Source organism: Vreelandella lutescens, assembly GCF_014640815.1.
Taxonomy (GTDB): Bacteria; Pseudomonadota; Gammaproteobacteria; order Pseudomonadales; family Halomonadaceae; genus Vreelandella; species Vreelandella lutescens.
Window position 1 is genome coordinate 222,200 of sequence record NZ_BMHM01000006.1, and the last position, 23,657, is coordinate 245,856.

General features: G+C 54.5%; 20 protein-coding genes. 5 read left to right on the top strand and 15 right to left on the bottom strand.

What is annotated here, in order from left to right; translation table 11 throughout:
- Window positions 1-7 precede the first annotated feature (7 nt).
- The 3 genes from IEW65_RS15620 to acnB form a co-directional block, all read right to left on the bottom strand.
- Complete coding sequence (locus IEW65_RS15620) at window positions 8-1,894, bottom strand: glycerophosphodiester phosphodiesterase family protein (protein WP_229755592.1); 1,887 nt, start codon at window positions 1,892-1,894, stop codon at window positions 8-10.
- Window positions 1,895-1,957: 63 nt separating this feature from the next.
- Window positions 1,958-2,452 carry a ribonuclease E activity regulator RraA gene (gene rraA, locus IEW65_RS15625; RefSeq protein ID WP_188640371.1) on the bottom strand — a complete coding sequence of 165 codons (495 nt, stop codon included), beginning with the start codon at window positions 2,450-2,452 and terminating at the stop codon, window positions 1,958-1,960.
- Between the two features lie 136 nt (window positions 2,453-2,588).
- Window positions 2,589-5,192 carry a bifunctional aconitate hydratase 2/2-methylisocitrate dehydratase gene (gene acnB / locus IEW65_RS15630; protein WP_188640372.1) on the bottom strand — a complete coding sequence of 868 codons (2,604 nt, stop codon included), beginning with the start codon at window positions 5,190-5,192 and terminating at the stop codon, window positions 2,589-2,591.
- A 543-nt stretch (window positions 5,193-5,735) separates the two neighbouring features.
- Here acnB and IEW65_RS15635 point away from each other — a divergent pair.
- Both IEW65_RS15635 and IEW65_RS15640 read left to right on the top strand, forming a co-directional pair.
- Entirely contained in the window at window positions 5,736-6,392 is a 657-nt protein-coding gene (locus IEW65_RS15635) for a MiaE family protein (RefSeq protein ID WP_188640373.1), read from the top strand.
- 30 nt (window positions 6,393-6,422) lie between these two features.
- Entirely contained in the window at window positions 6,423-10,328 is a 3,906-nt protein-coding gene (locus tag IEW65_RS15640) for an ATP-binding protein (protein ID WP_188640374.1), read from the top strand.
- A gap of 4 nt (window positions 10,329-10,332) precedes the next feature.
- Here the strand turns inward: IEW65_RS15640 and IEW65_RS15645 are convergent, their stop codons facing one another.
- From IEW65_RS15645 to queC, 4 genes are read right to left on the bottom strand one after another with little or no spacing between them, the layout of a single operon-like run.
- Window positions 10,333-10,614: a YkgJ family cysteine cluster protein gene (locus IEW65_RS15645; protein WP_188640375.1), complete on the bottom strand. Its 282-nt coding sequence runs from the start codon at window positions 10,612-10,614 to the stop codon at window positions 10,333-10,335.
- On the bottom strand, window positions 10,611-11,444 hold the full coding sequence (locus IEW65_RS15650; RefSeq protein WP_188640376.1) for a 6-carboxytetrahydropterin synthase: 834 nt from the start codon (window positions 11,442-11,444) through the stop codon (window positions 10,611-10,613). The genes IEW65_RS15645 and IEW65_RS15650 overlap by 4 nt, the downstream gene beginning before the upstream one ends.
- Window positions 11,444-12,106, bottom strand: a complete 663-nt coding sequence (gene queE, locus IEW65_RS15655; protein WP_188640377.1) for a 7-carboxy-7-deazaguanine synthase — start codon at window positions 12,104-12,106, stop codon at window positions 11,444-11,446. The genes IEW65_RS15650 and queE overlap by 1 nt, the downstream gene beginning before the upstream one ends.
- Window positions 12,106-12,816, bottom strand: a complete 711-nt coding sequence (gene queC, locus IEW65_RS15660; protein WP_188640378.1) for a 7-cyano-7-deazaguanine synthase QueC — start codon at window positions 12,814-12,816, stop codon at window positions 12,106-12,108. Before queC ends, queE begins: the two co-directional genes overlap by 1 nt.
- A gap of 205 nt (window positions 12,817-13,021) precedes the next feature.
- Here queC and IEW65_RS15665 point away from each other — a divergent pair, with 205 nt between their 5' ends.
- Window positions 13,022-13,438: an SRPBCC family protein gene (locus IEW65_RS15665; RefSeq protein ID WP_188640379.1), complete on the top strand. Its 417-nt coding sequence runs from the start codon at window positions 13,022-13,024 to the stop codon at window positions 13,436-13,438.
- Complete coding sequence (locus IEW65_RS15670; RefSeq protein ID WP_188640380.1) at window positions 13,431-14,102, top strand: TVP38/TMEM64 family protein; 672 nt, start codon at window positions 13,431-13,433, stop codon at window positions 14,100-14,102. Before IEW65_RS15665 ends, IEW65_RS15670 begins: the two co-directional genes overlap by 8 nt.
- A 4-nt stretch (window positions 14,103-14,106) precedes the next feature.
- Here the strand turns inward: IEW65_RS15670 and IEW65_RS15675 are convergent, their stop codons facing one another.
- The 8 genes from IEW65_RS15675 to IEW65_RS15710 form a co-directional block, all read right to left on the bottom strand.
- Entirely contained in the window at window positions 14,107-14,346 is a 240-nt protein-coding gene (locus IEW65_RS15675; RefSeq protein ID WP_188640381.1) for a DUF2789 domain-containing protein, read from the bottom strand.
- Between the two features lie 100 nt (window positions 14,347-14,446).
- Entirely contained in the window at window positions 14,447-15,517 is a 1,071-nt protein-coding gene (locus IEW65_RS15680) for an asparaginase (RefSeq protein ID WP_188640382.1), read from the bottom strand.
- Between the two features lie 46 nt (window positions 15,518-15,563).
- Window positions 15,564-16,760, bottom strand: coding sequence for an MFS transporter (locus tag IEW65_RS15685; protein ID WP_188640383.1), 1,197 nt, complete (start codon window positions 16,758-16,760; stop codon window positions 15,564-15,566).
- A 10-nt stretch (window positions 16,761-16,770) separates the two neighbouring features.
- Window positions 16,771-17,271: a hypothetical protein gene (locus tag IEW65_RS15690; protein ID WP_188640384.1), complete on the bottom strand. Its 501-nt coding sequence runs from the start codon at window positions 17,269-17,271 to the stop codon at window positions 16,771-16,773.
- 76 nt (window positions 17,272-17,347) lie between these two features.
- Window positions 17,348-18,604: a DEAD/DEAH box helicase gene (locus tag IEW65_RS15695; RefSeq protein ID WP_188640385.1), complete on the bottom strand. Its 1,257-nt coding sequence runs from the start codon at window positions 18,602-18,604 to the stop codon at window positions 17,348-17,350.
- Window positions 18,605-18,869: 265 nt separating this feature from the next.
- Window positions 18,870-19,457, bottom strand: coding sequence for a PqiC family protein (locus tag IEW65_RS15700; protein ID WP_188640386.1), 588 nt, complete (start codon window positions 19,455-19,457; stop codon window positions 18,870-18,872).
- Between the two features lie 15 nt (window positions 19,458-19,472).
- Window positions 19,473-21,155 carry an intermembrane transport protein PqiB gene (gene pqiB / locus IEW65_RS15705; RefSeq protein WP_188640387.1) on the bottom strand — a complete coding sequence of 561 codons (1,683 nt, stop codon included), beginning with the start codon at window positions 21,153-21,155 and terminating at the stop codon, window positions 19,473-19,475.
- Window positions 21,148-22,509: a paraquat-inducible protein A gene (locus tag IEW65_RS15710; RefSeq protein WP_188640388.1), complete on the bottom strand. Its 1,362-nt coding sequence runs from the start codon at window positions 22,507-22,509 to the stop codon at window positions 21,148-21,150. Before IEW65_RS15710 ends, pqiB begins: the two co-directional genes overlap by 8 nt.
- 156 nt (window positions 22,510-22,665) lie before the next feature.
- Between IEW65_RS15710 and IEW65_RS15715 the strand changes: the two genes are divergently transcribed.
- The gene (locus tag IEW65_RS15715) at window positions 22,666-23,640 is read left to right on the top strand and encodes a calcium/sodium antiporter (protein WP_188640389.1); all 975 of its coding nucleotides are present in this window, start codon (window positions 22,666-22,668) and stop codon (window positions 23,638-23,640) included.
- Window positions 23,641-23,657 lie beyond the last annotated feature (17 nt).

Consider the following 23,657-nt stretch of genomic DNA (forward strand, 5'->3'; position numbering starts at 1 on the left):
GTTTAGACTACTGACGTAACCAGTTACGAAGCTTTACCAGCATCAGACCGCCGTCGCTTAGCGCACGGCGGTCTTCTATCAGTTCGTACAAGCGATCAGGATAGTCGGTGATGATGGCATCCACACCAAGATCAATCAGCGCAGACATGCGCGCTCGGTCATTGACTGTCCAAGCATGAATCTCATAACCAAAAAGCGCTGCCAACGTCACCTCTTGCGAACTTATTCTATTATGACGAAGGCCCAAAGCATCGAACTGACGTCTGTCAAGCGTGCCTGGCAGTATGAGCTGGGCCAATAGTGTGACGCGCAGCTCAGGTGCTTGCTGTTTAATGTATTGAACCAGTTGTGGTGACATGGTGGCTATACGCATTTCCATCAACGTATGAGGGAAGCCACAGGCCGTGACAGCTGTTAATGCCTCTTGCTGAGTGGCCCAGCAGCGATAGCGAATGTCGTTTTCAATCTCAAGTTCATCAATGACCGCTTGTGCCAACGCTTGCTCTTGTCCAGGCAGTGCTTTCATATCAATCATCAGCGATGCGCGTCCACGTACAGTGGACAATGCTTCATCCAACCCTGCTATGCGCTCCTGCTGAAAGGCGTCGCCAAACCAGCTGCCCACATCAAATGTACTGAGTTCTTCACGGGTAAGGTCGCCAAACTCGCGGGGATCGCCAGTGAGACGTGCCAGGGTGCGGTCGTGATAGAGCATGACGTGATTATCTGCACTAAGCCGCACATCTAGCTCTACCGCATCGGCGCCGTCTTCTAACGCTTGGGAGACGGCGGCAAGGGTGTTTTCAGGGGCTACCATGGAGCTTCCGCGATGAGCAATGATGGCGACGTTATCGCGTATCTCAAAACTGTTAAGAATCCACCAGGCCTGTAGCCCAGCCAATAGCAGTACGCTCAGCTCAATCGCCCAAGCCATACGTCCTGGGTGGGCATCTTGTGAACGAGGCTCTGGGCGTGGCTCATGATGAGCAAGCTGTAGATAGAGGCATGCGGACAACAGGGCGTTAGTCGCGATACCCAAGAAAGTGATGGTGAGTGTTACCAGAACATAGCCGGTCAAGTAGGCCAGCATTGCTGGAATCAGTACGGCATTGTGCTCGGGTAGCCACCACAATAAGGGGGTGACTAGCGTATCAAATAGCCAGGTGGTGATAATCGGTAAGCTGATAATGACCAGCAGTAGCGTTAGTACGGCTGCGCCGATAGAGCGATGCCAGCCGCGCGTTAAATGAACGCTTTGTTTCAGTGCTCGATACGGTGAGCAGAACTCTAAGGCCACAAGCGGAAGAGCCAACAGCCAGCGTAGATAGAGCCACGCCGCTAAGGTCATCCATACAACGACCAGTGGTATCGCGCAGGCCAAAAAATACCACAGGACAGGCGGGCGGATGCGCTGTAAATAGTAGGGGTCGATACCACTAAGCCATATATCGTATAGCCAAGCGAGGGCTGCCATGAAGGGGGCAAGCAGCAATAAGTGAGCCCCCACTTGAAGTATCACCAGTATCGCGAGGGAAGGGAGCCGTCGGGTGCTTAACCAGAGTGCCTCTAGTGCCAGCCGGTAGTGGTTGTCTTTAGGGCGAACAGCCACTTGCAGCATGCCAGCCTGTTGCCAGTAGATGAGTAGAAACGTCACCCCCAGGCCCATCAGCATTACCAATAGCCCTAATGGGCTAAAGAGAAGCGCGACCAGTGCATCCGTTGTCACGACAGTACGGTTTAGCTGAGCCAGAAATCGTTGCGACAGCCAGGCAACGGCTGGCACCAATAGCGCAGAGGCCAGTAAGGTAAACAGCAGGTGATAAGCAATGAGTGGGCGGAGGTGGTCGCGAAGCGTGCGAAGAAGGGCGTCGCCTAATTGAGTGAGCGGCTGCATGGTCACAAGCGTGTCAAAGTGAAGCCTTAGGGTGGCACTATCTGCCACCCCTGGCAAGTCAGATTAAGAGAGCTTGAGTGGCTGCTCGGCAACAATAATGCCGTTGTTATCAGCATAAAGCCATTGGCCTACGCGTAGGGTCACGCCGGCAAAGGTAACGGCAATATCGCGCTGACCTTCTCCATGTTTTTCGCTTTTTCTGGGGTGGCTGCCCAGTGCCTGCACACCCAATGGTAGCGTTGCCAAAATGTCGACGTCTCTTACACAGCCGTACATCACAACGCCTGCCCAGCCATTTTGTGCCGCTTGCTCTGCCAACATATCGCCTAACATCGCACAGCGATGAGAGCCGCCAGCATCCACGACAAGCACTGCACCTTCGCCGGGCTCAGCCACGGCTTGCTTCACCATTGAGTTATCTTCAAAGCACTTAACCGTACGAATGGGGCCGTAAAAGCTGTCGACTCCACCGAAATTGGCGAAGAGCGGCTCCAATACATCTACCCCAGGGTAGGCGTCGCAGAGATCGGGGGTGACCACTTGAGTTGTTGTCGTCATTATCAGCTCCTGGGTTCAAAGCATCATAAAAAACGCCCCTACCTCATGAGGAAGGGGCGTTCTGTCATCGGCTCAGCGAGGGGGTTCCCTGGCTGCGATGTTGCGAGCATCGGCGATGTGTCGGTGCCACAGGTGGTTAGACCTCTTGGGCGACCGGAATCACGTTCGAGGCGATTTTTTGATACTCCTCGATCTCGTGGAAGTTCATGTAACGATAGATCTCACCTGCCATGGCGTCAAACTCACCCATGTAGCGCTGATATTCATCAACGGTAGGCAGGCGGCCTTCTACAGCAGCAACCGCTGCCAGCTCTGCTGAGGCGAGGTAAACATTGGCACCATCGCCTAGGCGGTTCGGGAAGTTACGTGTAGACGTAGACACAACGGTGCTCTTAGCGGCAACGCGTGCCTGGTTACCCATACACAGAGAGCATCCCGGCATTTCCATGCGGGCACCTGCACGGCCATAGATGCCGTAGTAACCCTCTTCGGTCAGCTGGTGCTGGTCCATTTTAGTCGGTGGTGCGAGCCACAGACGGGTTTTCAGGCTGCCCGCAGGCTGTTTTTCAAGCAATTTACCTGCCGCGCGGAAGTGACCAATGTTGGTCATGCACGAACCGATAAACACTTCGTCGATTTTCTCACCGGCAACGTCGGACAGTAAGCGAGCGTCATCCGGGTCGTTCGGGGCGCAGAGTACCGGCTCTTTGATGTCAGAGAGGTCGATCTCAATGACTTCGGCATACTCAGCGTCTTTGTCTGCACGCATTAGGCTCGGATCAGCCAGCCATGCTTCCATGCCTTCGATACGACGGCTAATGGTGCGCTCATCGCCGTAACCGTTGGCAATCATCCACTTCAGCAGTGTGATGTTGGATTTCAGGTACTCGGTGACACTCTCTTCAGACAGCGTAATCGTACAGCCAGCCGCGCTACGCTCGGCGGAAGCATCGGAGAGTTCAAATGCCTGTTCAACAGTCAGGTCTTCCAGGCCTTCAATTTCTAGTACACGGCCAGAGAAGGCGTTTTTCTTGCCTGATTTCTCAACCGTCAGCAGACCTTGTTTGATCGCGTACAGCGGAATGGCGTGAACCAAGTCGCGCAGGGTAACGCCCGGCTGGCGCTTGCCCTTAAAGCGCACCAGTACGGATTCCGGCATGTCCAGCGGCATAACGCCCGTTGCGGCAGCGAACGCCACCAAGCCAGAACCAGCAGGGAAGGAGATGCCCAGCGGGAAGCGGGTGTGGGAGTCACCGCCCGTGCCAACGGTATCCGGCAGCAGCATACGGTTCAGCCAGCTGTGAATAATACCGTCACCAGGACGCAGCGATACACCGCCACGGTTCATAATGAAGTCAGGCAGAGTGTGGTGAGTGTCCACGTCCACCGGCTTCGGGTAAGCCGCCGTATGGCAGAAAGACTGCATCACCAGATCGGCTTGGAATCCCAAGCAGGCAAGGTCTTTCAGCTCGTCACGGGTCATGGGGCCTGTGGTGTCTTGCGAGCCGACGGTGGTCATTTTCGGCTCGCAGTACATGCCTGGACGAACACCGTCCAAACCACACGCTTTACCTACCATTTTCTGTGCCAGCGTGAAGCCTTTGCCGGTATCAACGGGTTGATCAGGCAGGCGGAACACGTCAGAAGGCGCTAAGCCAAGTGACTCACGGGCTTTACCGGTCAGGCCACGACCAATGATCAGCGGAATACGGCCACCGGCGCGTACTTCGTCAAGAATCAGCTGGGTTTTCAGCTCGAAAGTGGTCAGTACTTCATCGGTACCGTGCTTACACACTTTGCCTTCATAGGGGTAAACGTCGATCACGTCACCCATATCCAGCTTGGAAACATCCATTTCTACCGGCAACGCACCCGAATCTTCCATGGTGTTGAAAAAGATCGGGGCGATTTTGCCACCAAAGCAGAAACCACCCGCGCGCTTGTTCGGAACGTAAGGAATATCGTCACCGAAGAACCACAGGACAGAGTTAGTCGCTGATTTACGTGAAGAGCCGGTGCCTACTACGTCGCCTACATAAGCAACGGGGAAGCCTTTCGCTTTTACTGCTTCGATTTGCTTGAGAGGACCTGTGGTGCCTTGTACTTCCGGCTCAATCCCTTCGCGCTCGTTCTTGAGCATCGCATTAGCATGCAGCGGAATGTCAGGGCGTGACCAGGCATCCGGAGCAGGGGAGAGATCGTCGGTGTTAGTTTCGCCGGGCACCTTGAAAACGGTCAGAGTGATCTTTTCTTCCAAGGCAGGCTTGGAGAGGAACCACTCGGCATCCGCCCAGGATTGAATAACGTCTTTAGCGACAGCGTTGCCTTTCTTGGCGCGCTCTTCAACATCGTGGAAAGCATCAAACATCAGCAGGGTGTGCTTCAACTGCTCGCCTGCTTCGCGTGCTAGCTCTTCATTATCCAGCAGCTCTACCATAGAGACGATGTTGTAACCGCCCTGCATGGTGCCTAAGAGTTTTACAGCATGAATTTTATCGATTAGAGGAGAGCTAGCCTCTCCTTTGGCAAGTGCAGTTAAAAAGCCAGCTTTTACATAGGCGGCCTCATCAACACCGGGGGGAACGCGGTTGGTGATCAGGTCTAGGATGAATTCCTCTTCACCCGCTGGCGGCGCTTTCAATAGCTCAATTAAGGCGGCGACTTGCTCAGCGGTCAGGGGCTTAGGTGGGACGCCCTCTGTGGCGCGTTCCTCGACATGTTGGCGGTAAGCTTCAAGCACGTTGGGGCCCTCTCATCTTCTTAGTTATGACGAATGAATCATGACGTATCAGTGGTGATGAACGTCTCCCAATACCGTGTAGGTGAGGCGTTCGGCCACGTGACATACGCTTGACAAACAGCGTCTGGTGGATGGGTCGGATTCTACGGGAAACTGTCGACAATGTTAAGAAGCCAAGTTAAGTGCTTGCTTGTACTTTATGCTGAGGCGCTGATAGCGAGCTCCTTTCAAGCAGCTTTTTTTAGTTAATGTGCCAAAAATCTGAAAGTTTTTTACCTGTAGGGGTATTTTGAGGTAAGCGCGGGTGTGATTATTGTTATGCCGCGTTACCATAGTCATACGATCAATTCGTTATTAAGTAACGCAGTGCAGAGGTTTAGGGGGTGTGTGGAGCACCAAATAAACCGAGCTTATATATTAGCGATATGCTATATGAGAATTAGGGTGCGCTATTTAATAAGCGGCCTTCGGATCGCTAGGGAACAAACGCCATTGGCGTTTATGTGTTGTACAATAGTGAGATAAACGCTTGGTAGCGGTATTATGTCTATACAATTAATAGCACTTGAAACAGCAGGTCACTCCCTTCAAGCGGATGATTTGTTACCAGAAAGTCTGCATCAATTCCTTGCTTGTCCCACGCCCGATGCGTGGCTGCAGTGGGCACTTGCCAATCCTGAAACGCTGCTGGTTGACCACGCGCAGTGCGAAAAAAAAGCGGCGTCCACGGCCATGAGTTTGCTCTACCGCTATGTGGATCAGCCACTTTTGCTGAGTAAAATGTCGCAGCTGGCGCGTGAGGAGCTGCTTCATTTTGAGCAAGTGGTGGGGCTCATGGAGAAGCGCGGCGTCGCTTATCGCCATCTCACGGCTTCCCGCTATGCCGAAGGGCTGCGCCAGCATCTGCGTAGTAATGATCCTGAACGCCTCATTGATGTGCTGATTATTGGCGGGTTGATTGAAGCGCGTAGCTGCGAACGCTTTGCTCGCCTTATTCCTTATTTAGATGAAGAGCTTGCGAAATTTTACCGCACGTTGGTGAAGTCAGAAGGGCGTCATTTTGAGGATTATCTGCTGTTGGCGCGTCAACAGACCGCTGAGTCGATTGATGACCGTATTGCCTTCTTTATCGCACGTGAAGCGGAGCTGATTACAACTCCCGATACGGCTTTTCGTTTCCATAGCGGCGTGCCCGCCTAAGCCGCCGCTAGCCAAGGCAGGATGTGTATCATGCGCGATGCTCAACAGACAGACCAACTGACCTTGTTTGGTCACTTCTCCTTAACTCAGGGGGAGGATGTACTAACTCACTTCAGTTACGACAAAGTTAAAGCCCTGTTGGTGTATCTTTTGCTGCATCGCCAGCCGGTCAACCGTGCAGCACTGGCTGAGCTACTTTGGCCCGACCAAGGGCTCTCCTCTGGTCGCACCAACTTACGCCATGCGTTGCACTGCTTGCGCCAGTCGATGGGCGACAATGCTGATCAGGTGCTCAACGTATCGCGGCAGACCATTGCGTTCCACCTGCCGGCTCATTGGCAGGTGGATCTACATGATTTACAACAGCTTCTTGAAGGCCCAAAAGATTTAGACACCCTCGAAGCGGTGATGTCGTGCTATCGGGGGGATTTAATCGAAGAGTTACAGTTAGCGAACTGTAGCGAATTTCAGCGCTGGTTGGTGCAAGTGCGCAACGAGTGGCGTCAGCGCGTGATACGTTTTGCAGAGCAAGTGCTTGAGGCTCATGACGATACGCCTGACGACATGCTGGAGGGCTTGGTTAGCCGCTTTTCAGGCTATGGTCCTTTTCACGAGCGGTTGGTTCGTCAGTTGGCTGAAAAGAGTCAAATGGCCGCTGCTCATGAGCAGTACAACAGCTACCTGCAACTGCTAGCACTATCGGGTCAGCAGCCAGAACCCAGCTTTTTGCAACTGGCGAGCTACTGGTCTGATGGCCATCATGATCCCCGTGCTATGTCACCACAAGGGGCGTTTTCCCGTGCGTTGGCTACCGACAGTAAGCCCTTGCGTGAAGATGAGATTGAGCTACGCCAGCTGTCGGTCATGGCTATACGCCTGCGTTTAAAAGGCGACTGGCAAGATCGTGCGGCTACCCGCAACTGCCTTGCCCTTCAGCTAGAGCTTTTGCGTTGGCTGGAGCAGCAGTGCCACCATTTAGGTGGGTTTTGGCTGCCGGGTGCCACGGGGGGGCTTGGCCTTGCCTGCTTTGGCACCCATGGCCCGGCACACCAGCTGGCAGAGCTGGTGGCCCTGTATGAGCACTGCCGCCAAGCCTTGCCCCAAGAGTCCCAGCGTCACTGGGCTGGAGAAGGGGAGGCCCCTTCTTTTGAGCTGGCGGCCGGCTTAAATAGTGGGCGTGTGGTTTACCTACCCGAACGCCAGCTCGCTGACCCGCTGGGTCAAGTCACACAGGTCTCTCTTGAGTTAATGAGCGCTGCTGAAGGCAGCGAGCTGGTGATTTCTCAAGAGGCCAGTCAGCACATGCCGCCCGCGCTGGATCTGCAGCCGCGACTGGTATCCCGCCTAGTGGCCAGCGATGGCCGAGTGCGTTTACGCGCCCTGGTGTTGGGCCAGAATGAAGGTGGGCGAGATGCGTTGCCGCCAAGTTTGGTAGGCCGAGAAACCTCTCTGCGCACTCTACGTGATGCGCTGGCGCGGGCAGGCATTGGTCTGCGGCAAAGTGTGATGGTTCGCGGTGCCTCAGGCATGGGGAAATCAGCCTTAATGGTTGGTTTTCGTCAGCTTGAGCTGAGCCGAGATGCGGCTATTTGCTGGCAGCCAACGACACGCTTATCAGTGCTAGAACCCTATGGAGTTGCCCGCTCTTTGTTGGCGTGGCACTTCGGCACCAGCCCCACTCAAGAAGCGCTGCATGAGCTGCAAGCATCGTTAGGCGATGTAGGCCTAGATGAAGCGCGTCAGCAGTTGCTGGAAGAGGCATTGGGGGTGAGAGATGTGCAAGAAATTACTCAGCTAACCCAAAACGGTGAAGCGGTAGAGCTGGTAGTTAAGTTGTTACATCGCCTGATTGATCAAAGGGCTGGCGCGCAAACATTAGTGTTGATGGTGGACGATCTGCAGTGGTTGGATGAGCCCTCCTTTAAGGTGCTGGCTGGCCTGCAGGCGCGATTACCCATCAACACAGCTTTTATGCTCGTTGCAAGCCACCATGGGCGCGAAGCGCTGCCAGTGAAGTTACATTGGGATCAGCAGATTACCCTGAGTAAGCTAGATGCGTTGCAGTCGTCACGTCTGCTCTCTCAGCTGTCGCGTCGTTACCGAATGCATTTGAGTCCTCGGTTGCGCAATCAGATTATTGAACGCTGTGACGGCGTTCCGCTGTATATGCAGGAGATCTGCCGTCGACTAGATATGGATCGTCGGGAAGGTCGTAGTGTTCAGTTTGAAGAGCTTCCCAAGGGGCTGCTTGGCCTGCTGGCCAGCCGTATTGATCAACTGGAGGGAGATCGCGAGATTGCGCATATTGCTGCCGTACTGGGTAAGCGCTTTCGCCTCGATTTCTTGGCTGAATGTAGCGGTTGGGAAAAAGTGCGCCTTTCTCAAGCCGTGGAGCATATGCGTCTGCTGGAAATTATTGAGCCGGTCGACAAAGAGAGTGGTGAGCATGAATATCAGTTTAGCCACCAACTATTGCAAGAAGCAGCGTATCTCTCGTGCCCACGTGATGTACGCGTCAAGCTGCATCAGCAGGTAGTGACCCTAATTGAGGAGCGTTTCCCCGTTTGGATCAGTCGTCATCCCGGCGATTTTGCGACCCATCTGCGCCGCAGTGGCCATTATGCGCGTGGTGCCCGCTATTTTGAGCTTTCTGCACGGGAGGCGCTAAAAGTCAGTGCCAACCGGACGGCGCTGCGCATGGCCGATTTTGGTTTAGCAAGCTTGCGCCATGTTGAGCATGAAGTAGAGCGTGAGGTGAGCCTCCTAACGGTGCGCGGGCAGGCGGCCTTTGCGCTCGAAGGACACGGCTCGCCAACTGCTCACGAAAGTTTTGTGCGTGCACGAGAGCTGCTGCGTCAATCCGGTGGCGATACGCCAGAAGACCCGGAAGATTTAGAACAAATTTTCCTCGTCAAATGGGGCCTTTGGGTAGGTCGAAGTCAGCGCTATGCCCATGCTGATGCGTTTGCATTAGCCTCTACTTTGGCTGATATCGCTGAGCGCTTAGAAGACCCTCGTTACCGCCGTTTAGCTGACTATGCCAGGGCGCACTGCGAATACTGGGCCGGGCGGATCCAGCAAGCCCATGACCACTTAGATGAGATTGATCCGTTAAATGCCCAAATGATGATCGAGTGGCTGCCATTCTCGGATCATCCTCAGGTAACAGCGGCTTGTTTTCAGGGGTGGGCGCTCTGTTTGCGTGGCGATTACCAGCGCGCTGAGCGGCACGTCTCATCTGCTATTCGTCTTGCTGAGAAAATTGGTCATCCGGGAACGCTTGCCATGGCGTTGATGTTTGCCGCAGCGCTCTACCGGCAGTTGGGCCATGTGCATCTGGCGGCACGCCACGCTGAGCGAGCGGCCGCTATGACAGGCACGCCTGATCTGCAGCTTTGGCAAATCTCTGCTCAAGGAGTGCTGGGCTGGCAGAAAGCGATAGCGGGGGATCCTGCTGGGTTGGTTCAGTTAAGAGATAGTCTGGATCAGATGGCCGAGCTCAATGGCCGCGATCGCTTTCAGCGCCCTGTTCTGTGGTACTCAGATGCCTGCATTGAATTGGGTGAGTTGAAGGCCGCTGAGGAGTATCTGGATCAGTGCCTAGTGATTGCCCGAGAGCGCACGACGCTATTTTTACCGGAGCTTGCGACCCAGCTTGCTAGAGTGCGCGATTTGTTAGGCCATCCTGCGGGTGAGGTGAAAGCGCTGGCTGAGATGGCGATCCTGCAGTCGCGTGAACATGGTAATCGCCATCAGGAATTAGCCGCTCTGGAGCTTTGGCTTACGCGCATCTCGCCTAATGACCAACACGCTAAGGAGACATTCAGTCGGCTGCTTAGCGAGGTGAGTCACAGCGATGCCCCCGTGTTGGTTCGCTGGGTGAGCCTGCTAGATCGTCGTTTACCGCATTCAATGAGTGTCGAAAACGAAGCCTAAAGGCTTAGCATGTACTTGCTTCCAGCCATGACAGTGTGGCGAGCGCCTCTTCCCGGTGCTCGCCACATACGCTTAGGTCATAGTCGAATTGTTGGCAGACGGCTGGTCGCAGCGGGCTGCCAAACAGTAGGCAGAGGTTGTTGGCATCTAGTTGAACACAGCGTACGCCTGCTCGTTTTCCCTCGGGCATGCCCGGAATTGGTGACGTAATGGAAGGTGCGATACAGCAAGCACCGCAGCCTGCTCGGCAGGCGGCGTTGCTGTCACTGGTAATTAGTTCACTCATGGGTTAGCCAAGGCAGTGGCGCCCTTATTGATTCCTTCAAAGGCATGTACACACGTTGCAGTGCCCGTTTGTTTGGCAATCTGTTCGGCGAGCCACCGTGCAATGTTTTCGACGGTGGTGGGGGTGGGCAGCACACTGCAGCGCTCAGCCGGTAGTGAGATTGAGAAGTGCCCTTGGGCTGCTTCATAACGGCAGATAAGCCGTGACGCTGTTTGCTCTGCTATGTCGGCTTCTTCCAGCAGATAGCGATTGTCCAGCCAGGCTCCCCACTGCTGTTCCAGCCCTGCTTGCCTCTCCTGTTGTTGGAAGATATGCAGGCGTGAACGGTGCCCGTGGGCAATACGTTGGCAGTTGCCGAGGTGGCGTTTTAAGCCATGGCTATAGCCATAAGCAGCGCCGTTAATCTGTTCATCACTCAACGTGAGCGTTACACGTTCCACATTAGTTGGCCGCTGTTCGGTGAGCTGAGCGCTGAGGTGTTGAGTTACCCGCTCCAGGGTGATCGATTCCCAGGGCAGTAGCGTGAATGCCTGTGCGGGGCCGCGAACTTCCATAACATAGGGGTGGGTAGTGCGTACACAGACACCCTCATCACATTCACTGACCTCGACACCGGGCGCCTGTGTGGGCACTAACAACGTGTGATCCAAGCCGCTATCCAGCGTACGCTTAATCCAGGGCTTCACTTCGCCGAAGTCAAACAGCATCCCGTCATCGCCTAGCTCGCCTTCCAACAGGGCATCTACCTGCCAACTGCAGCCAACGAGTCCTCGGGTAGAACACCACAGCGATACATCAATATGGGTCAGGTGATTTACAAATAGTGCCATTACTCAAATCCTGCGATTTTGTGCGTTTGCAGTGACAGTCGCCACTGAGGATTGGCCATGCAGTAAGCGGTGGCGGCTTTGACCGTTGACTCACTGTCGCTGGCAATGCTCGATGGCGCGATGGCACTGCGATCCATAGGTTGTAAGAAAAAGTGGCTAAAGGCGAGGTTAGCAAACTGCTCTGGTGGCGCATCGGCTTGGGGGAAGACCAGTTTTAGCTCATCGCCATGGGTAATCACCAGTGGGTTGCTGCTTTTAGGGCTTACGCAGAGCCAATCAATACCTGCAGGGGCGGGGACTGTCCCATTGGTTTCCACGGCTACCTCAAAGCCTTCGCTGTGTAGCATGGCGATCAGCGCGGTATCGAGTTGCAGCAGCGGTTCGCCACCGGTAAACACCACATACGGGACGGCATGTTGGGCCTTGTGTGGCCAGAGTGCTTTAATGTGGTTCGCGAGCGCTTGCGCGGTGGCAAAGCGCCCTCCGTTGATGCCATCTGTGCCGATAAAATCGGTATCGCAAAACGTGCATTTTGCGCTCGCGCGGTCGGCTTCTCTGCCGGACCAAAGATTGCAGCCGGTAAAACGGCAGAATACGCTTGCCCGACCTGCCTGAGCGCCCTCACCCTGGAGAGTGTAGAAGGCTTCCTTAACGTGATACATCAGCTGTTCACCTTTGAGGTGTCAGTCGCATACTCGAGCGGATCAACGCTATTGTTGGCCGCGAACGCAGCCAGCCGCTCTCGACAGCTCCCGCACTGGCCACAGGCAAGCTCGCGGCCTTCATAGCAGGTCCAGGTATGGCGGTAGTCCAGTCCCATAGCAAGCCCCTCGCGCAAAATCTCTGCTTTGCTGGCACGTAGGTAAGGAGCATGGAGAGCTACTGGCTCAAAGTTGGCAATTCCCGCCACGTGATTCATGGCCTCAACAAACTCAGGGCGGCAGTCGGGGTACAGGATGTGATCGCCGCCGTGGGCACCATAATCCACACGCGCTGCGCCAATATTGACCGCTTTGGCAATTGCCAGTGACAGCAAAATCATATTGCGATTGGGCACCACGGTAGTGCTGAGATTGTCGGCACCATAGTCACCGGTAGGCATGTCGATAGCGCTGTTGGTAAGCGCGGAATTATCGATCAAGCTATGGATAGCTCGGATATCGACCACTTGATGGGGGATTTGCAGGGTTTCACAGACTTGTCGCGCGGTATCGAGCTCACGTCGATGCCTCTGCCCATAGTCGAATGAGAGCGCATGAACATTTACCCCCTCTTTAATTGCTCGGTGCAAAACAGTAAAGGAGTCCATGCCACCGGAGTAAATGACGACGGTGGTGGGCGCCGCTGCGCCAGTGGGTGCGGTAGATAACATAAAGGGTACTCATTGTCGGAGAATTTATGGCGTGCGCATATGAAGAGCAGCGCAATGTTCCGGGGTCCGGTCCGGAAGGGCGGCAGTTTACGCAATACCCGTAGATCTGACCAGCGTCAGCCACAACAGCACGCGTTTTTCATTCGGTGTGTAGGCGGCTGTTCGCCATGTTAAGCTATTGGTTCTAGCCGTTAAGGGACTACTTATGGCCACTATAAAACATAGCGAAATCGTCAGGGCTTCCCCAGAGCGTGTATTCGAACTATTGCGTCGAGTGGAGGATTTTGCTGATTACTCTGATCTTATCCGTTCCATCGACAGCCTTGGAGAAAACCGATACCGCTGGCACGTGAGAGCAGTGGGTATGGATTGGGCATTTGACGTGGCGGTTACCGAAATTACCCCCCCGCATGTGCTTGCCTGGGAGTCTCTTGAGGGTGTCAAAAATCAAGGACGTTACCAGTTGCGAGAAGTGCCAGAAGGTACCGAAGTAGCGCTGACTTTGCAGTACGATATTCGTAATCGCTTAATGGAGAAAGCCGTCAATAAAGCGGCGAAACCGTTAGTGGGTAAGGTCAGTCGACAAATTCTTGAACGTGTTGAAGCGCGTCTGAATGCCTAAATTCTCTCTCTATTCCTGGCGCTGGGCGGCGGGTTTTGCCGTACTCGCCATGGTGGCCTATGTGTGGCTGTGGTACTCGCCCGATTTAATGGCATTTAAGCGCTGGGCGGCCACCATGTCTCATCACCCGGTCGTTATTGTATCCGTGATGGGGGCGATGGCGTTAACGCTTGCGATCGGACTCCCTGGCAGTATCGGTTTGTGGCTGATTGCCCCGTTTTATCCACCGCTAGTGGCGACGCTAATGCTTACTGTTAGTAGTGTTGCCGGTGCTTGGGGGGCCTACTTATTGGCAGCGCAAGTAGGCGAGCGCTGGGAGCCCAAAGGGTTAACTCTCAAAGTAATGGAGACCCTGAAAGCACGCAGCGATCTTCTTACTCAATGTGCCATGCGGGTATTGCCCGGATTTCCCCACTCCGTTATTAATTTTGCGGCAGGGCTAGGGCAGATTGATTTAGGTCGCTATCTGCTGGCCGCTTTACTTGGCCTATCCGTCAAGTGGGCAGTGTACAGCAGCGCCATTTACGGTGCCTTGGAGGCGATAGAAGAGGAGGACGCGTTGCAAGCTGATGTAATGTTGCCGTTACTGGCGCTCACGCTACTACTGTTAGCAGGAGCATGGTATCGGCGCCGTTTGGAGACGGCGCGTCAGTCTTCCTCTTAGCGGGTTACGTTGCTTTGTGCATGGAGGCATCCAGATGATCGACGACTTCAGCCCAGTCGGCGTCCTCCTCTACGGCTTCTCTAAGGAAATCTGCTTGGCCTTCATTCCAGCAGGGTGCATCCGCGAGCGGCATCTCTTTGGGCAGCGGTGAATGCCGTTGAATAAAACGCTCAATGGATTCAGCATCCGAGCGCAAACCTAGCTGCTCAAAGAGTTCGCTAAAGTGATGTACCGGTTGATCCATAAGTGGCTTCCTATCCTGTCAGTGGTCATTACACGTTAAGTACGTTGTTTAACCATAGCGGGAATAAGCCACTATGCCAGTCTGTGACCGGCTAGATAATTTAACGCTCTCCCACCAGCGCTGTTAAAAAACGTCTGCGCTGGTCTTCTAAAGAGATAGGTTGCGCAATAAGGTGCACGAGTTTGGTATAGGCGGCCTCAGGGGTCATATCATCACCAGACAGTACACCGGCATCGGCGAGTCCGTGGCCTGCCGCATAAGCGCCCATATGCACACTTCCCTGTGGGCATTGGCTGATGGCGGCGATCAGTTTCCCTTCACCACTTGCCTTGGCAATCACTGCCAGCAATGCCGGGTTGTCTGGTAAATTGCCTGCCCCCCAAAGCTGTAGCAGTGCGCCCTTCACATCAGAGTGACTAAGCCAGGATGCTAACTGCCAGGGTGCTATGCCTGGCCACAACGTGATTCGCACCACCTCGCCATTAGCAAGGGGTTGATAGTCCAGTAGTTCAAAGCGCGGTGCGCCTCGCTGCTGGTAAGCTAAACCTCGGCTGGGGTAGAGGATAAAGTCGTCGCCAACGCGCTCTCCCAGCAGCGGATAGCTGGGGGAGGAAAATGCTTCGACGGCTTCGCTGTGCTGTTTGATCGCGCGGGTGCCCCGTAGCAAGCGGCCAGCAAAATAGATAGCGACTTCTTGCAGTTCTGAGTTGGCCGCGAATCGCAGTGCACCGTATAGATTTTCCAGCGCATCGCTATCAGAGGCCTCCAGCGGTGCCATGGCGCCTGTCAGGACAACCGGCCTGTCCAATCCCTGCAGTTGATACGCCAGGCTGGCAGCGGTCCAGCTCAGCGTGTCGGTGCCATGAATCACTACAAAGCCACGATAATTGGCAAAACGCTCGGCGATGTCGGCCGCTAACTGCTGCCATGTGAGCGGAGTCGCAGCGCTGGAATCAATGAGAGGCGCATAGCTAATGAGATCGTAGGCAGGAAGGGCTTGCTGAAGCCGAACAGGGAGTTGATGAAGCGCACGGGCCAAGCGGGGAGCAAAATCACCGGCAGGCGCTAGCCCGTTAACATGGTGCTGCATGCCTATGGTGCCGCCCGTATAAATCACCAGTAGCCGCTCTTGGCTGTGTTGCGCATCTGCAAGTAGAGGAGCTTGGCTCATGGGGTGTCCTGTTGAAAGCAAAACGTTGTTATCGGTGGGGTGTACGTTATCGGTGAAGCACGCGTAGCTGGCCGCTTTGGTCATCCAGCTGCCGTTTGCGCCCTGCGAAAAGCGCAAATCCGCAGCAAATACCTATCAGGCTAATCAGTAGCCAAGCAATGTGCTGGGTCGTTGCACCTGCTTGTAGCATTAGGCCAACGCCGAACGGGCCAAGCGCGGCTAGGGTATAGCCGCCCCCTTGTACTAAGCCTGACAGCTGACCCGCAAGGCGCTCATTTGCCGTTCTTAGAACTAACAAGCTTAATGCCAGACTGAAGCTTCCGCCTTGCCCAAGACCCAGCAGCACCGCGCCGGGCCATTGCCATGCCAATGGAGCCGCAAGGAGCAAGGCAAGCCCCAACGCCGTACATGCCAGCACTAAGAGTAAGGCGGGTCGCTGATCGTTATGTATACGAGCAAGCCAAGGGGCGCTTAGCGCCGAGACAAGCTGACACATAATGGAGATTGCCATGGTCCATCCTGCGCTGGATTCACTGTACCCTCGCTCAATCAGTAGCGTAGGCAACCAACCGAAAACGATATAGGCCATCGAGGATTGAATGCCCATGAACAGCATCACTTGCCAAGTTAGCGGTTTCCCCAGTAGCGACACAATGGGTAGGCCAGCGGGAGGGGAGAGCGATGATGGATGCGATGGCGAATAGCTTGCCCATACGATGAGTGTCGCCAGTGCCAGCAGAGACCAGCTCACTAAGCTAGCTTGCCAGTCGCCAAGCCAGTGCATAAGCGGCACGCTGAATCCGGCTCCGAGCGCACCTCCCATGCAGAGTGCCATGGTATATAGACCAGTGAGTAAATCCGCATTTTGAGGCACTTCTCGCTTTACCAAGGCGGGAAGCAGGGTGCCGGCTAGACCAATAGCACTTCCGGCCATGGCTGTGCCTATGTAAAGCAGGCCTGGGAAAGGCAAGACCCGTAACAGCAAACCGCTCGCCAGTAGTAGTAGCGCTGCGCTTAAGGCGCGTTCACTTCCTACCCGGCGACCAATCATAGGGGCTAAGGGAGCAGTTAAGCCTAGGAAAAGCACGGGAAGCGTGGTTAAAAGACCAGCGGCTGAGGCGGAAAGCCCTGCATTTTCTTGCAATCGGCTAAGGAGAGGGGCAACCGACGACATGGCAGGGCGTAAATTTAGCCCTACCATAAACATCAATAAAATAAAGCGACAAGCGTGGCGTGAGACCATGGTGCGGCGCTTATTTTAAGTAGGGACGAAGGTCCCCGCGTACCGCATCCAGCAGAGTAATAAAGTGATAATCTTGCGGAGCATCCAGGCAATCTACCCGCACTTGGGTGCGCATGCCTTTATTGATATCCAGTTTGTCGTAAATTTCTAGCGTCAGTTTACTGGCTGGCTTATCCCCCAGCGCAATGATGCCATCTTCTAGCGTAAAGGTTTCCAGCAGCGTTACCCGCACGCGTGTGCTGTTGCCTTCGCTGAGCACACGACGCACGAACAGCCAGCCTTCACAGGGAAGTGAAGCGTTATCTCGCTCCCGTAAAAATAGCGTGCGATAGCAAGCACCCTCGTTGGATGCTTTTTCAGCCATGCTGCGATAGGCCTGCAGGACCTGGTTGGCTGAGGCGCGGGCGTCCTCTAGGCGTTGAGAGATACCTTGATGCTCGCGGCTGAGTTGCTCCTGACGCTGAAAAGTCAGCCATTGGCGATAATCTGCCATGAGTTGTGAAGACGCCATAGTCACTCCATGAATTGATTCAGCAAAACCGCCGGAATAGGCGAGGCGATACCTTCGCATATTCCGGACGTTCGGGCTAGCGGCGGCGGCTGCGGCGGCGCTCGCCGCCTGCATTCGCGGCTTGGCTGTCAGGCTTGCGGTTCGCCCTGGGCTGACGCTGGCCGCGGCGGCCATTCTCAATGGGCTCTGGCTTGGCATTGGGGTCAGGCTCAAAGCCTGGTTCAATGTGTTTTGGCAGCGTTTGATTAATCAGGCGCTCGATGTTTTTGAGCAGGCCATGCTCATCAACGCATACTAGAGACACCGCTTCGCCATTGCTGCCTGCACGACCCGTACGACCAATACGGTGAACGTAATCTTCCGCTACGTTAGGTAGGTCGAAATTCACAACGTGGGGTAGTTCGTTGATATCCAACCCGCGCGCTGCGATATCGGTAGCCACCAGCACCTGCAGGTCGCCGCTTTTGAAAGCGCCCAGTGCCCGCGTGCGTGCCCCTTGGCTTTTATTGCCGTGAATCGCCATGGCAGGAATATCCTGCTTGGAGAGCTGTTCAGCTAACCGGTTAGCGCCATGTTTAGTGCGGGTAAATACCAACACCTGAAACCAGTTGTGGCGTAGGATCAGGTGGGCAAGTAAATCACGCTTCTTATCACGATCTACACGGTAAATAGCTTGCTCTATCTTCTCGGCGGTTGTGTTACGTGGAGCCACTTCGATCAGCGCAGGATTATTCAGCAGTTGCTGTGCCAGCGTTTGAATTTCATTGGAGAAGGTCGCTGAAAACAGCAGGTTTTGCCGCTGTTTGGGGAATAGGCGCAATAACCGTTTGATGTCGTGAATAAAGCCCATGTCCAGCATGCGGTCTGCTTCATCCAGCACCAGGATTTCAATGGCGGACAGGTCTACATGGCCCTGTTGATGAAGGTCGAGCAAGCGGCCAGGAGTTGCTACGAGTACATCCAGGCCTGCTCTGAGTGCATCCACCTGCGGTTGTTGGCCCACGCCGCCGAAAATAATGTGAGAACGCAGAGATAGATGCTGGCCGTAAGCTGCTACGCTTTCGCCTACTTGGGCCGCCAGTTCACGGGTGGGCGTCAGTACTAAGGCGCGAACTTGGCGCTTGCCTGGGCGTTTGCCAGTTGCAAGGCGCTGTAGCATCGGTAGCGTGAAACCTGCGGTTTTACCGGTGCCGGTTTGTGCGCTGGCAAGAAGGTCGCGACCCTCAAGAACGACGGGAATGGCCTGTTGTTGAATAGGGGTAGGCTGTGTATAGCCCTGCGCGGTTACGGCGCGTAATAAATCGTCGTGCAGACCAAGATCAGAAAAGCTCATGCGTTCTCCGCAGTCGCATAGCAATCGTCGCCACTAGCTTGGCGGCGTCACTAGGCGTAATGTTCAAAAAGCGAGGATTGGTACACCGTCGCGGCAGCGAAGTTTGCCAGATAACACGCTGTGCCGCGACGGGCATTTATACGTCTTGTCACGCCATACAGGCGTGACGAAGGGGTGACAGGGTAGTGCTGACAATAATGTTATAACGCAGAGTGTAACACGAAAGTCTCACACCAGCGCTGTCCTCTAGAGATCGCCCGGTGAGTTAGAAATACCCGCCTAGACGAAGCTGCTGGACAATTTGTGCCGCCACATCTTCCCAGCTAGCCCCTAAGGAGCGCACAAGGGCAGGGTAGCCATCCTGTTCAAGCGTGGTTTCTGCTGTGAAACGTTTGATGGCAAGCATTTCGCCATCGGCACCCCTAAGTTGCCATTGGCCGCTGGCTACCGCTACGCCATCGTAGCGGCCTTGAAACTGGTCAATTTCCATCGATAAGGTAAGGGCATCAGGGTTGTTACCCTCTGCCCGCACCACTTGTACATTCGGTAGCTGCGCTGCCAGTCCCGCTCTTAATGCGCGTTCAAGCTGGCGACCAAGACCTTCTGCCCACTGATGCTCACGCGCTTCGTTTAACGTGATGTCGTCTAACTGCATGACGATGCCGTCCACATCTAAATAGTGGGCTAGGCGAGGTGCGCGCACTTGCAGAGTTGCCTGCGCGTTACTCTGTGTACTCACCGCTGGGCTGGCAGGGAGCATATAGCGTGCAGGAGGCGAAACGCTACTGGCGCAGGCGGAAAGCAATAGGCACACACTCATTATTAGCAGTGATAACGGTAATCGACGTGACATAAGGGTTATTCCTTTTTAACGGGGAGCGCGTGGAATCGGATCCTGCACATCTAAGTTGTCAAACAACAGTGCACGTGGATTCTCTTTTAACGTGCGAGTCAGCGGCTGCAGGTCGCGCATTAGCCGATCCAGACGTTCGATCGCCCCAGTCAGCTCTTGGTAGGCGGGTGAGGAGGGCGACACCCCTTGAAGCGTGTTACGTAGTTCTTCAAGCGTTCCATTGAGGTTTCCTCCGATTGCCTGTGTTTCTGGGTCACTGAGCAATTGATTAATAGAGGTGCTGACTTCTCGGACTTCGTTCAACACGCTTTCTGATGCCTGTAAGTTGCGGTCTAAGCCTGCTAGCAGTGGCTCCACCTCTAACGCATTAAGCTTTTCCAATAGGCTGGTGACCTGAGCCTGAATCTGGGCGAAGCCGCCGGCTACGGTCGGGAAAACGGTGCGCTCTGAGAACGTCTCAGCGATATACTCATCGGCAAGATCACGTTGGAAGTTAAGGTCTACAAACAGAGCGCCCGTCAGCAGGCTGCCATTTTTGAGTGATGCTCGAAGGCCTAAGCCGAACATGCGCTTAAAGCGATTGTCCCACTCTTCCAAATCGATATCGGTGTTTTCGATGCCTAAGCGCTGTGGTTCGATGCGAATCAGTACCGGGATGGCAAACCGCGCCCGCGAGTCGGGTTGTGGTGCCGTGAAGTTCCAGGGCACGGCTGCTACTGTCCCGATACGAACGCCGCGAAACTCAACCGGTGCGCCTCGTGATAGGCCTCGTACGGTGTCATCGACTAATAAAACATATTCAAGGTAGCGGTTAAACGTACCCTCCCTAGCAGTATCCTCATCGGCATAAAGGTTAAAGCGTGTGTTGGCGCCCACCGGTTTGCCCATGGGGAGATCTTCGGGAACGCCGAAGGTAACGCCGCCGCCCAGAAGTGCTTCTAGTGATTCTACGTTAACTCGCACGCCATCCGCGTCCAGGCGGAAGTCAATGCCGCTGGCGGTCCAAAAGCGTGTGCTGTCGGTGACCAGTTGAGCGTAAGGCTCTTCAATAAACACTTGGTGATGCATAGTGCGGGTTTCTGCATCAAAGCGGGTGTCTTCTACTCGGCCAACCGTGTAGCCCTGGTAGGAAACAGGGTCGCCTATCCGCAGTGAGTTGCCAAGTTGGCTGACAAGGTTGATCTGTAATCCCGCTTGACCTGCCGGTGCAACCGGCGGCACATCGCTTACTTCAAACTCTCGCTGTGGCTCGTCAGATTGCCCAGGCTCTAACTGAATATAAGCGCCCGATAAAACGGTGCCCAAGCCACTAATGCCCTCACGACCAATGCGTGGTTTCACCACCCAAAAACGGCTGTCTTCTCTGAGCATGGCTTCGGCTTCGGGTTGAATGCGGGCCACCATGACGGCATGAGAAAGGTCATCTGATAAGCGGACGCTCTGCACCCGGCCAATTTCAACATTTCGGCTGCGAATAAGCGTACTGCCGGCTTCAATGCCTTCTGCACTGCTCATGGTGAGCGTTACCAGAGTGCCTCTGCTTGAGTAATTGTCGTACACCAGCCACATGCCGATAATGACAGCGACTAATGGGACTATCCAGATAGGGGATAGTCGCGTTTGCGGCGAAGATTTCGCTTTATGTAACTCGCTATTTTCATTGCTGGGCGTATTCTGAGGCGTTGCATCGTTAGCCATCAACAGGTTCCTTGGTGGCCGCTTTACGGCGAATAGGGCGTGGGGCGTGGGTATCCCATATTAAGCGTGGGTCAAACGTCATGGCTGCCAGCATGGTGAGTACCACTACGGCCCCAAAGGCTAGCGCAGCGGGGCCTGGAGTGATCGACATTAATGACCCAGCACGAATAAGAGCGACCAAAATGGCTACGACAAATACGTCAACCATGGACCAGCGTCCAATAAATTCCGTTAATCGATAGAGTCGTGTACGGCTTTGGGCATTGAGTTCATTGCTGCGTTTAATCATCAAACATAGCCATGCAAGCGCCACCAGTTTGCCAACCGGGACGATGACGCTGGCGATAAAGATGACCGCCGCGACAGGCCAGGATCCCATCTGCATGAGCTGCACCACGCCACCAACAATCGTTGACGCCGATGAGCTGCCAAGGCTGGTGGTTGTCATAATGGGATATAAGTTAGCGGGTATGTACATAATGCAGGCTGCAAAAAGAAGCGCCCAGGTTCTCTGTAGGCTGTGCGGTAGCCGCTTATGTAGTTTTTCATGGCAGCGAGTGCATCGCGCTTTATCATCATGCATGCGGTTAACCAAGCCGCAGGTGGGGCAGCCCGTCACATCTTGGCTTGCTGCGGTGGTGCCGGTAAGCGTGCCTTCAGGAGCAAGGGGTTCGCCCTCTAAAGAGAACCACATCCAGTCTGCATCAATAGATTGGACTGTCATCAATAGCAGAATGGCAAACAGGCAAAATGCCCAAAAAGAGATGCCTAGGTCAATCTGCGCTATACCCGCTATTTTGATGAGGCTCACCAAGGCCCCAATGATGAATACATCGGCCATCATCCATGGCGTTAAATGTGCCAGTGAGCGTGCAATATCCCGGCTAAGCGGCATGGGGCGTGAGCGTAATAAGCCAAACTGGAGCCACACAACGCCTATCAAATACACGGCAGGTAGAACAATGATGGTCATCATAACGGCGATGGCCACCATCGGCTGATGAAAAGTAATCAGAGCAGTGGCGGTTTGCGATAAATCAATGCGATTGCCAACACCGCTAACGCTGAAGCTCACAAAAGGAAATGATATCGCGACGATAAGCGCTACCAAGGAAGCCAAGGCCAGTGCCATGCTGCGCTGGGCGGGGTAGCGGTGGCGCTTGACAAGCACGTGGTCGCAGCGAGGGCAGGAGGCTTTTTCACCAGAATTAAGCGGCGGTAGCGCCGAAACCCAGTCGCACTCATGACATGCGCGCAAACGCCTTCGCTGGGTGCGAGTTTCGGGAGGTAAGCAGTCAACCTGGGGGGTGTTAACTGGCAGCGATGGTCGCTTTAAAAAGGGGTGATGGGGCAACAGCAAGCTCTCTGTACAGAATGCATACGATGGGACACCGTCTGTGTCAGACTAAGTAATCTGCTAACCACTTGTAAACAGCACTTGACCGAACACCGGTCTTGGACAAGGATGCAGCCGCGATAGTGCCTAACATTATGACATTAGGGAACTGAAATGTTACTTGCCTTTATTGCTGTAGTCGTGGGACTTGTCCTGCTCATATGGAGTGCCGAAAAATTTATTGATGGTGCCGCGGCTACCTCCCGTTGGCTGGGGTTATCGCCGCTTTTAATTGGTATGTTGGTGATTGGTTTTGGTACTTCAGCGCCAGAAATGATGGTGTCGGTGCTGGCGGCAATGCAAGGCAACCCTGGTTTGGCGGTGGGTAATGCTTACGGCTCTAATATTGCCAATATTGGCTTGGTGCTAGGGTTCATAGCACTGATGGCTCCACTCGCAGTGCATTCGAGCGTTATCCGCAAGGAAATGCCGTTACTCGTGGTGGTGATGTTAATAACAGGATTCATGTTGTGGGATGGGTGGGTGTCTCGAGTCGAGGCTGTTCTTCTATTACTAGGGCTTGTGGTGTTCATTACGGTGAGCATTATTCGCTCTCGTGGGCAGCAGGATGACCCGCTAACCGCCGAAGTAACCGAGAGCCTTGATAGCAAACCGATGTCTCGTGGCAAGTCCATTATGTGGACGGTGATTGGCTTGGTTCTGCTCATCGCAAGTTCCCGACTGCTAGTGTGGGGGGCTGTTGAAATCGCAGTGGCGTTTGGGGTTAGCGACTTAATTATTGGTCTCACGGTGGTCGCCGTAGGCACCTCTTTGCCGGAGCTGGCATCCTCCATCAGTGCGTTGCGTCGTAATGAGCACGATATGGTGTTAGGTAATGTTGTGGGCTCTAATCTATTTAATAGCATGGCGGTTGTGGGGCTGGCAGGCGTGATTGCCCCCATTGAAGCTGGTCGAGAGGTGTTAGTGCGGGACTGGAGCGTCATGACATTTATGACGCTGATGATGGTGCTGTTTGCATTCTCTTGGCGTGGTCGCCCACGCCGTATCAACCGCGTTGAAGGCGGTGTGCTGTTCTCTATGTTTATCGCCTACACCGGCTACATGGTCAGTATTGTGGTGATGTCCTAGAGGCTGATTGCAGAGCG

Excerpts from the sequence above, each read along its gene's own strand:
- rraA (WP_188640371.1), bottom strand. The coding sequence starts at position 2,452 with ATGACGACAACAACTCAAGTGGTCACCCCCGATCTCTGCGACGCCTAC.
- IEW65_RS15715 (WP_188640389.1), top strand. The coding sequence starts at position 22,666 with ATGTTACTTGCCTTTATTGCTGTAGTCGTGGGACTTGTCCTGCTCATA.
- IEW65_RS15690 (WP_188640384.1), bottom strand. The coding sequence starts at position 17,271 with ATGGCGTCTTCACAACTCATGGCAGATTATCGCCAATGGCTGACTTTT.
- IEW65_RS15620 (WP_229755592.1), bottom strand. The coding sequence starts at position 1,894 with ATGCAGCCGCTCACTCAATTAGGCGACGCCCTTCTTCGCACGCTTCGC.
- IEW65_RS15695 (WP_188640385.1), bottom strand. The coding sequence starts at position 18,604 with ATGAGCTTTTCTGATCTTGGTCTGCACGACGATTTATTACGCGCCGTA.
- pqiB (WP_188640387.1), bottom strand. The coding sequence starts at position 21,155 with ATGGCTAACGATGCAACGCCTCAGAATACGCCCAGCAATGAAAATAGC.
- IEW65_RS15640 (WP_188640374.1), top strand. The coding sequence starts at position 6,423 with ATGCGCGATGCTCAACAGACAGACCAACTGACCTTGTTTGGTCACTTC.
- IEW65_RS15675 (WP_188640381.1), bottom strand. The coding sequence starts at position 14,346 with ATGGATCAACCGGTACATCACTTTAGCGAACTCTTTGAGCAGCTAGGT.
- IEW65_RS15635 (WP_188640373.1), top strand. The coding sequence starts at position 5,736 with ATGTCTATACAATTAATAGCACTTGAAACAGCAGGTCACTCCCTTCAA.
- IEW65_RS15670 (WP_188640380.1), top strand. The coding sequence starts at position 13,431 with ATGCCTAAATTCTCTCTCTATTCCTGGCGCTGGGCGGCGGGTTTTGCC.
- IEW65_RS15645 (WP_188640375.1), bottom strand. The coding sequence starts at position 10,614 with ATGAGTGAACTAATTACCAGTGACAGCAACGCCGCCTGCCGAGCAGGC.
- IEW65_RS15650 (WP_188640376.1), bottom strand. The coding sequence starts at position 11,444 with ATGGCACTATTTGTAAATCACCTGACCCATATTGATGTATCGCTGTGG.
- IEW65_RS15685 (WP_188640383.1), bottom strand. The coding sequence starts at position 16,760 with ATGGTCTCACGCCACGCTTGTCGCTTTATTTTATTGATGTTTATGGTA.
- queC (WP_188640378.1), bottom strand. The coding sequence starts at position 12,816 with ATGTTATCTACCGCACCCACTGGCGCAGCGGCGCCCACCACCGTCGTC.
- IEW65_RS15680 (WP_188640382.1), bottom strand. The coding sequence starts at position 15,517 with ATGAGCCAAGCTCCTCTACTTGCAGATGCGCAACACAGCCAAGAGCGG.
- IEW65_RS15700 (WP_188640386.1), bottom strand. The coding sequence starts at position 19,457 with ATGTCACGTCGATTACCGTTATCACTGCTAATAATGAGTGTGTGCCTA.
- queE (WP_188640377.1), bottom strand. The coding sequence starts at position 12,106 with ATGTATCACGTTAAGGAAGCCTTCTACACTCTCCAGGGTGAGGGCGCT.
- IEW65_RS15665 (WP_188640379.1), top strand. The coding sequence starts at position 13,022 with ATGGCCACTATAAAACATAGCGAAATCGTCAGGGCTTCCCCAGAGCGT.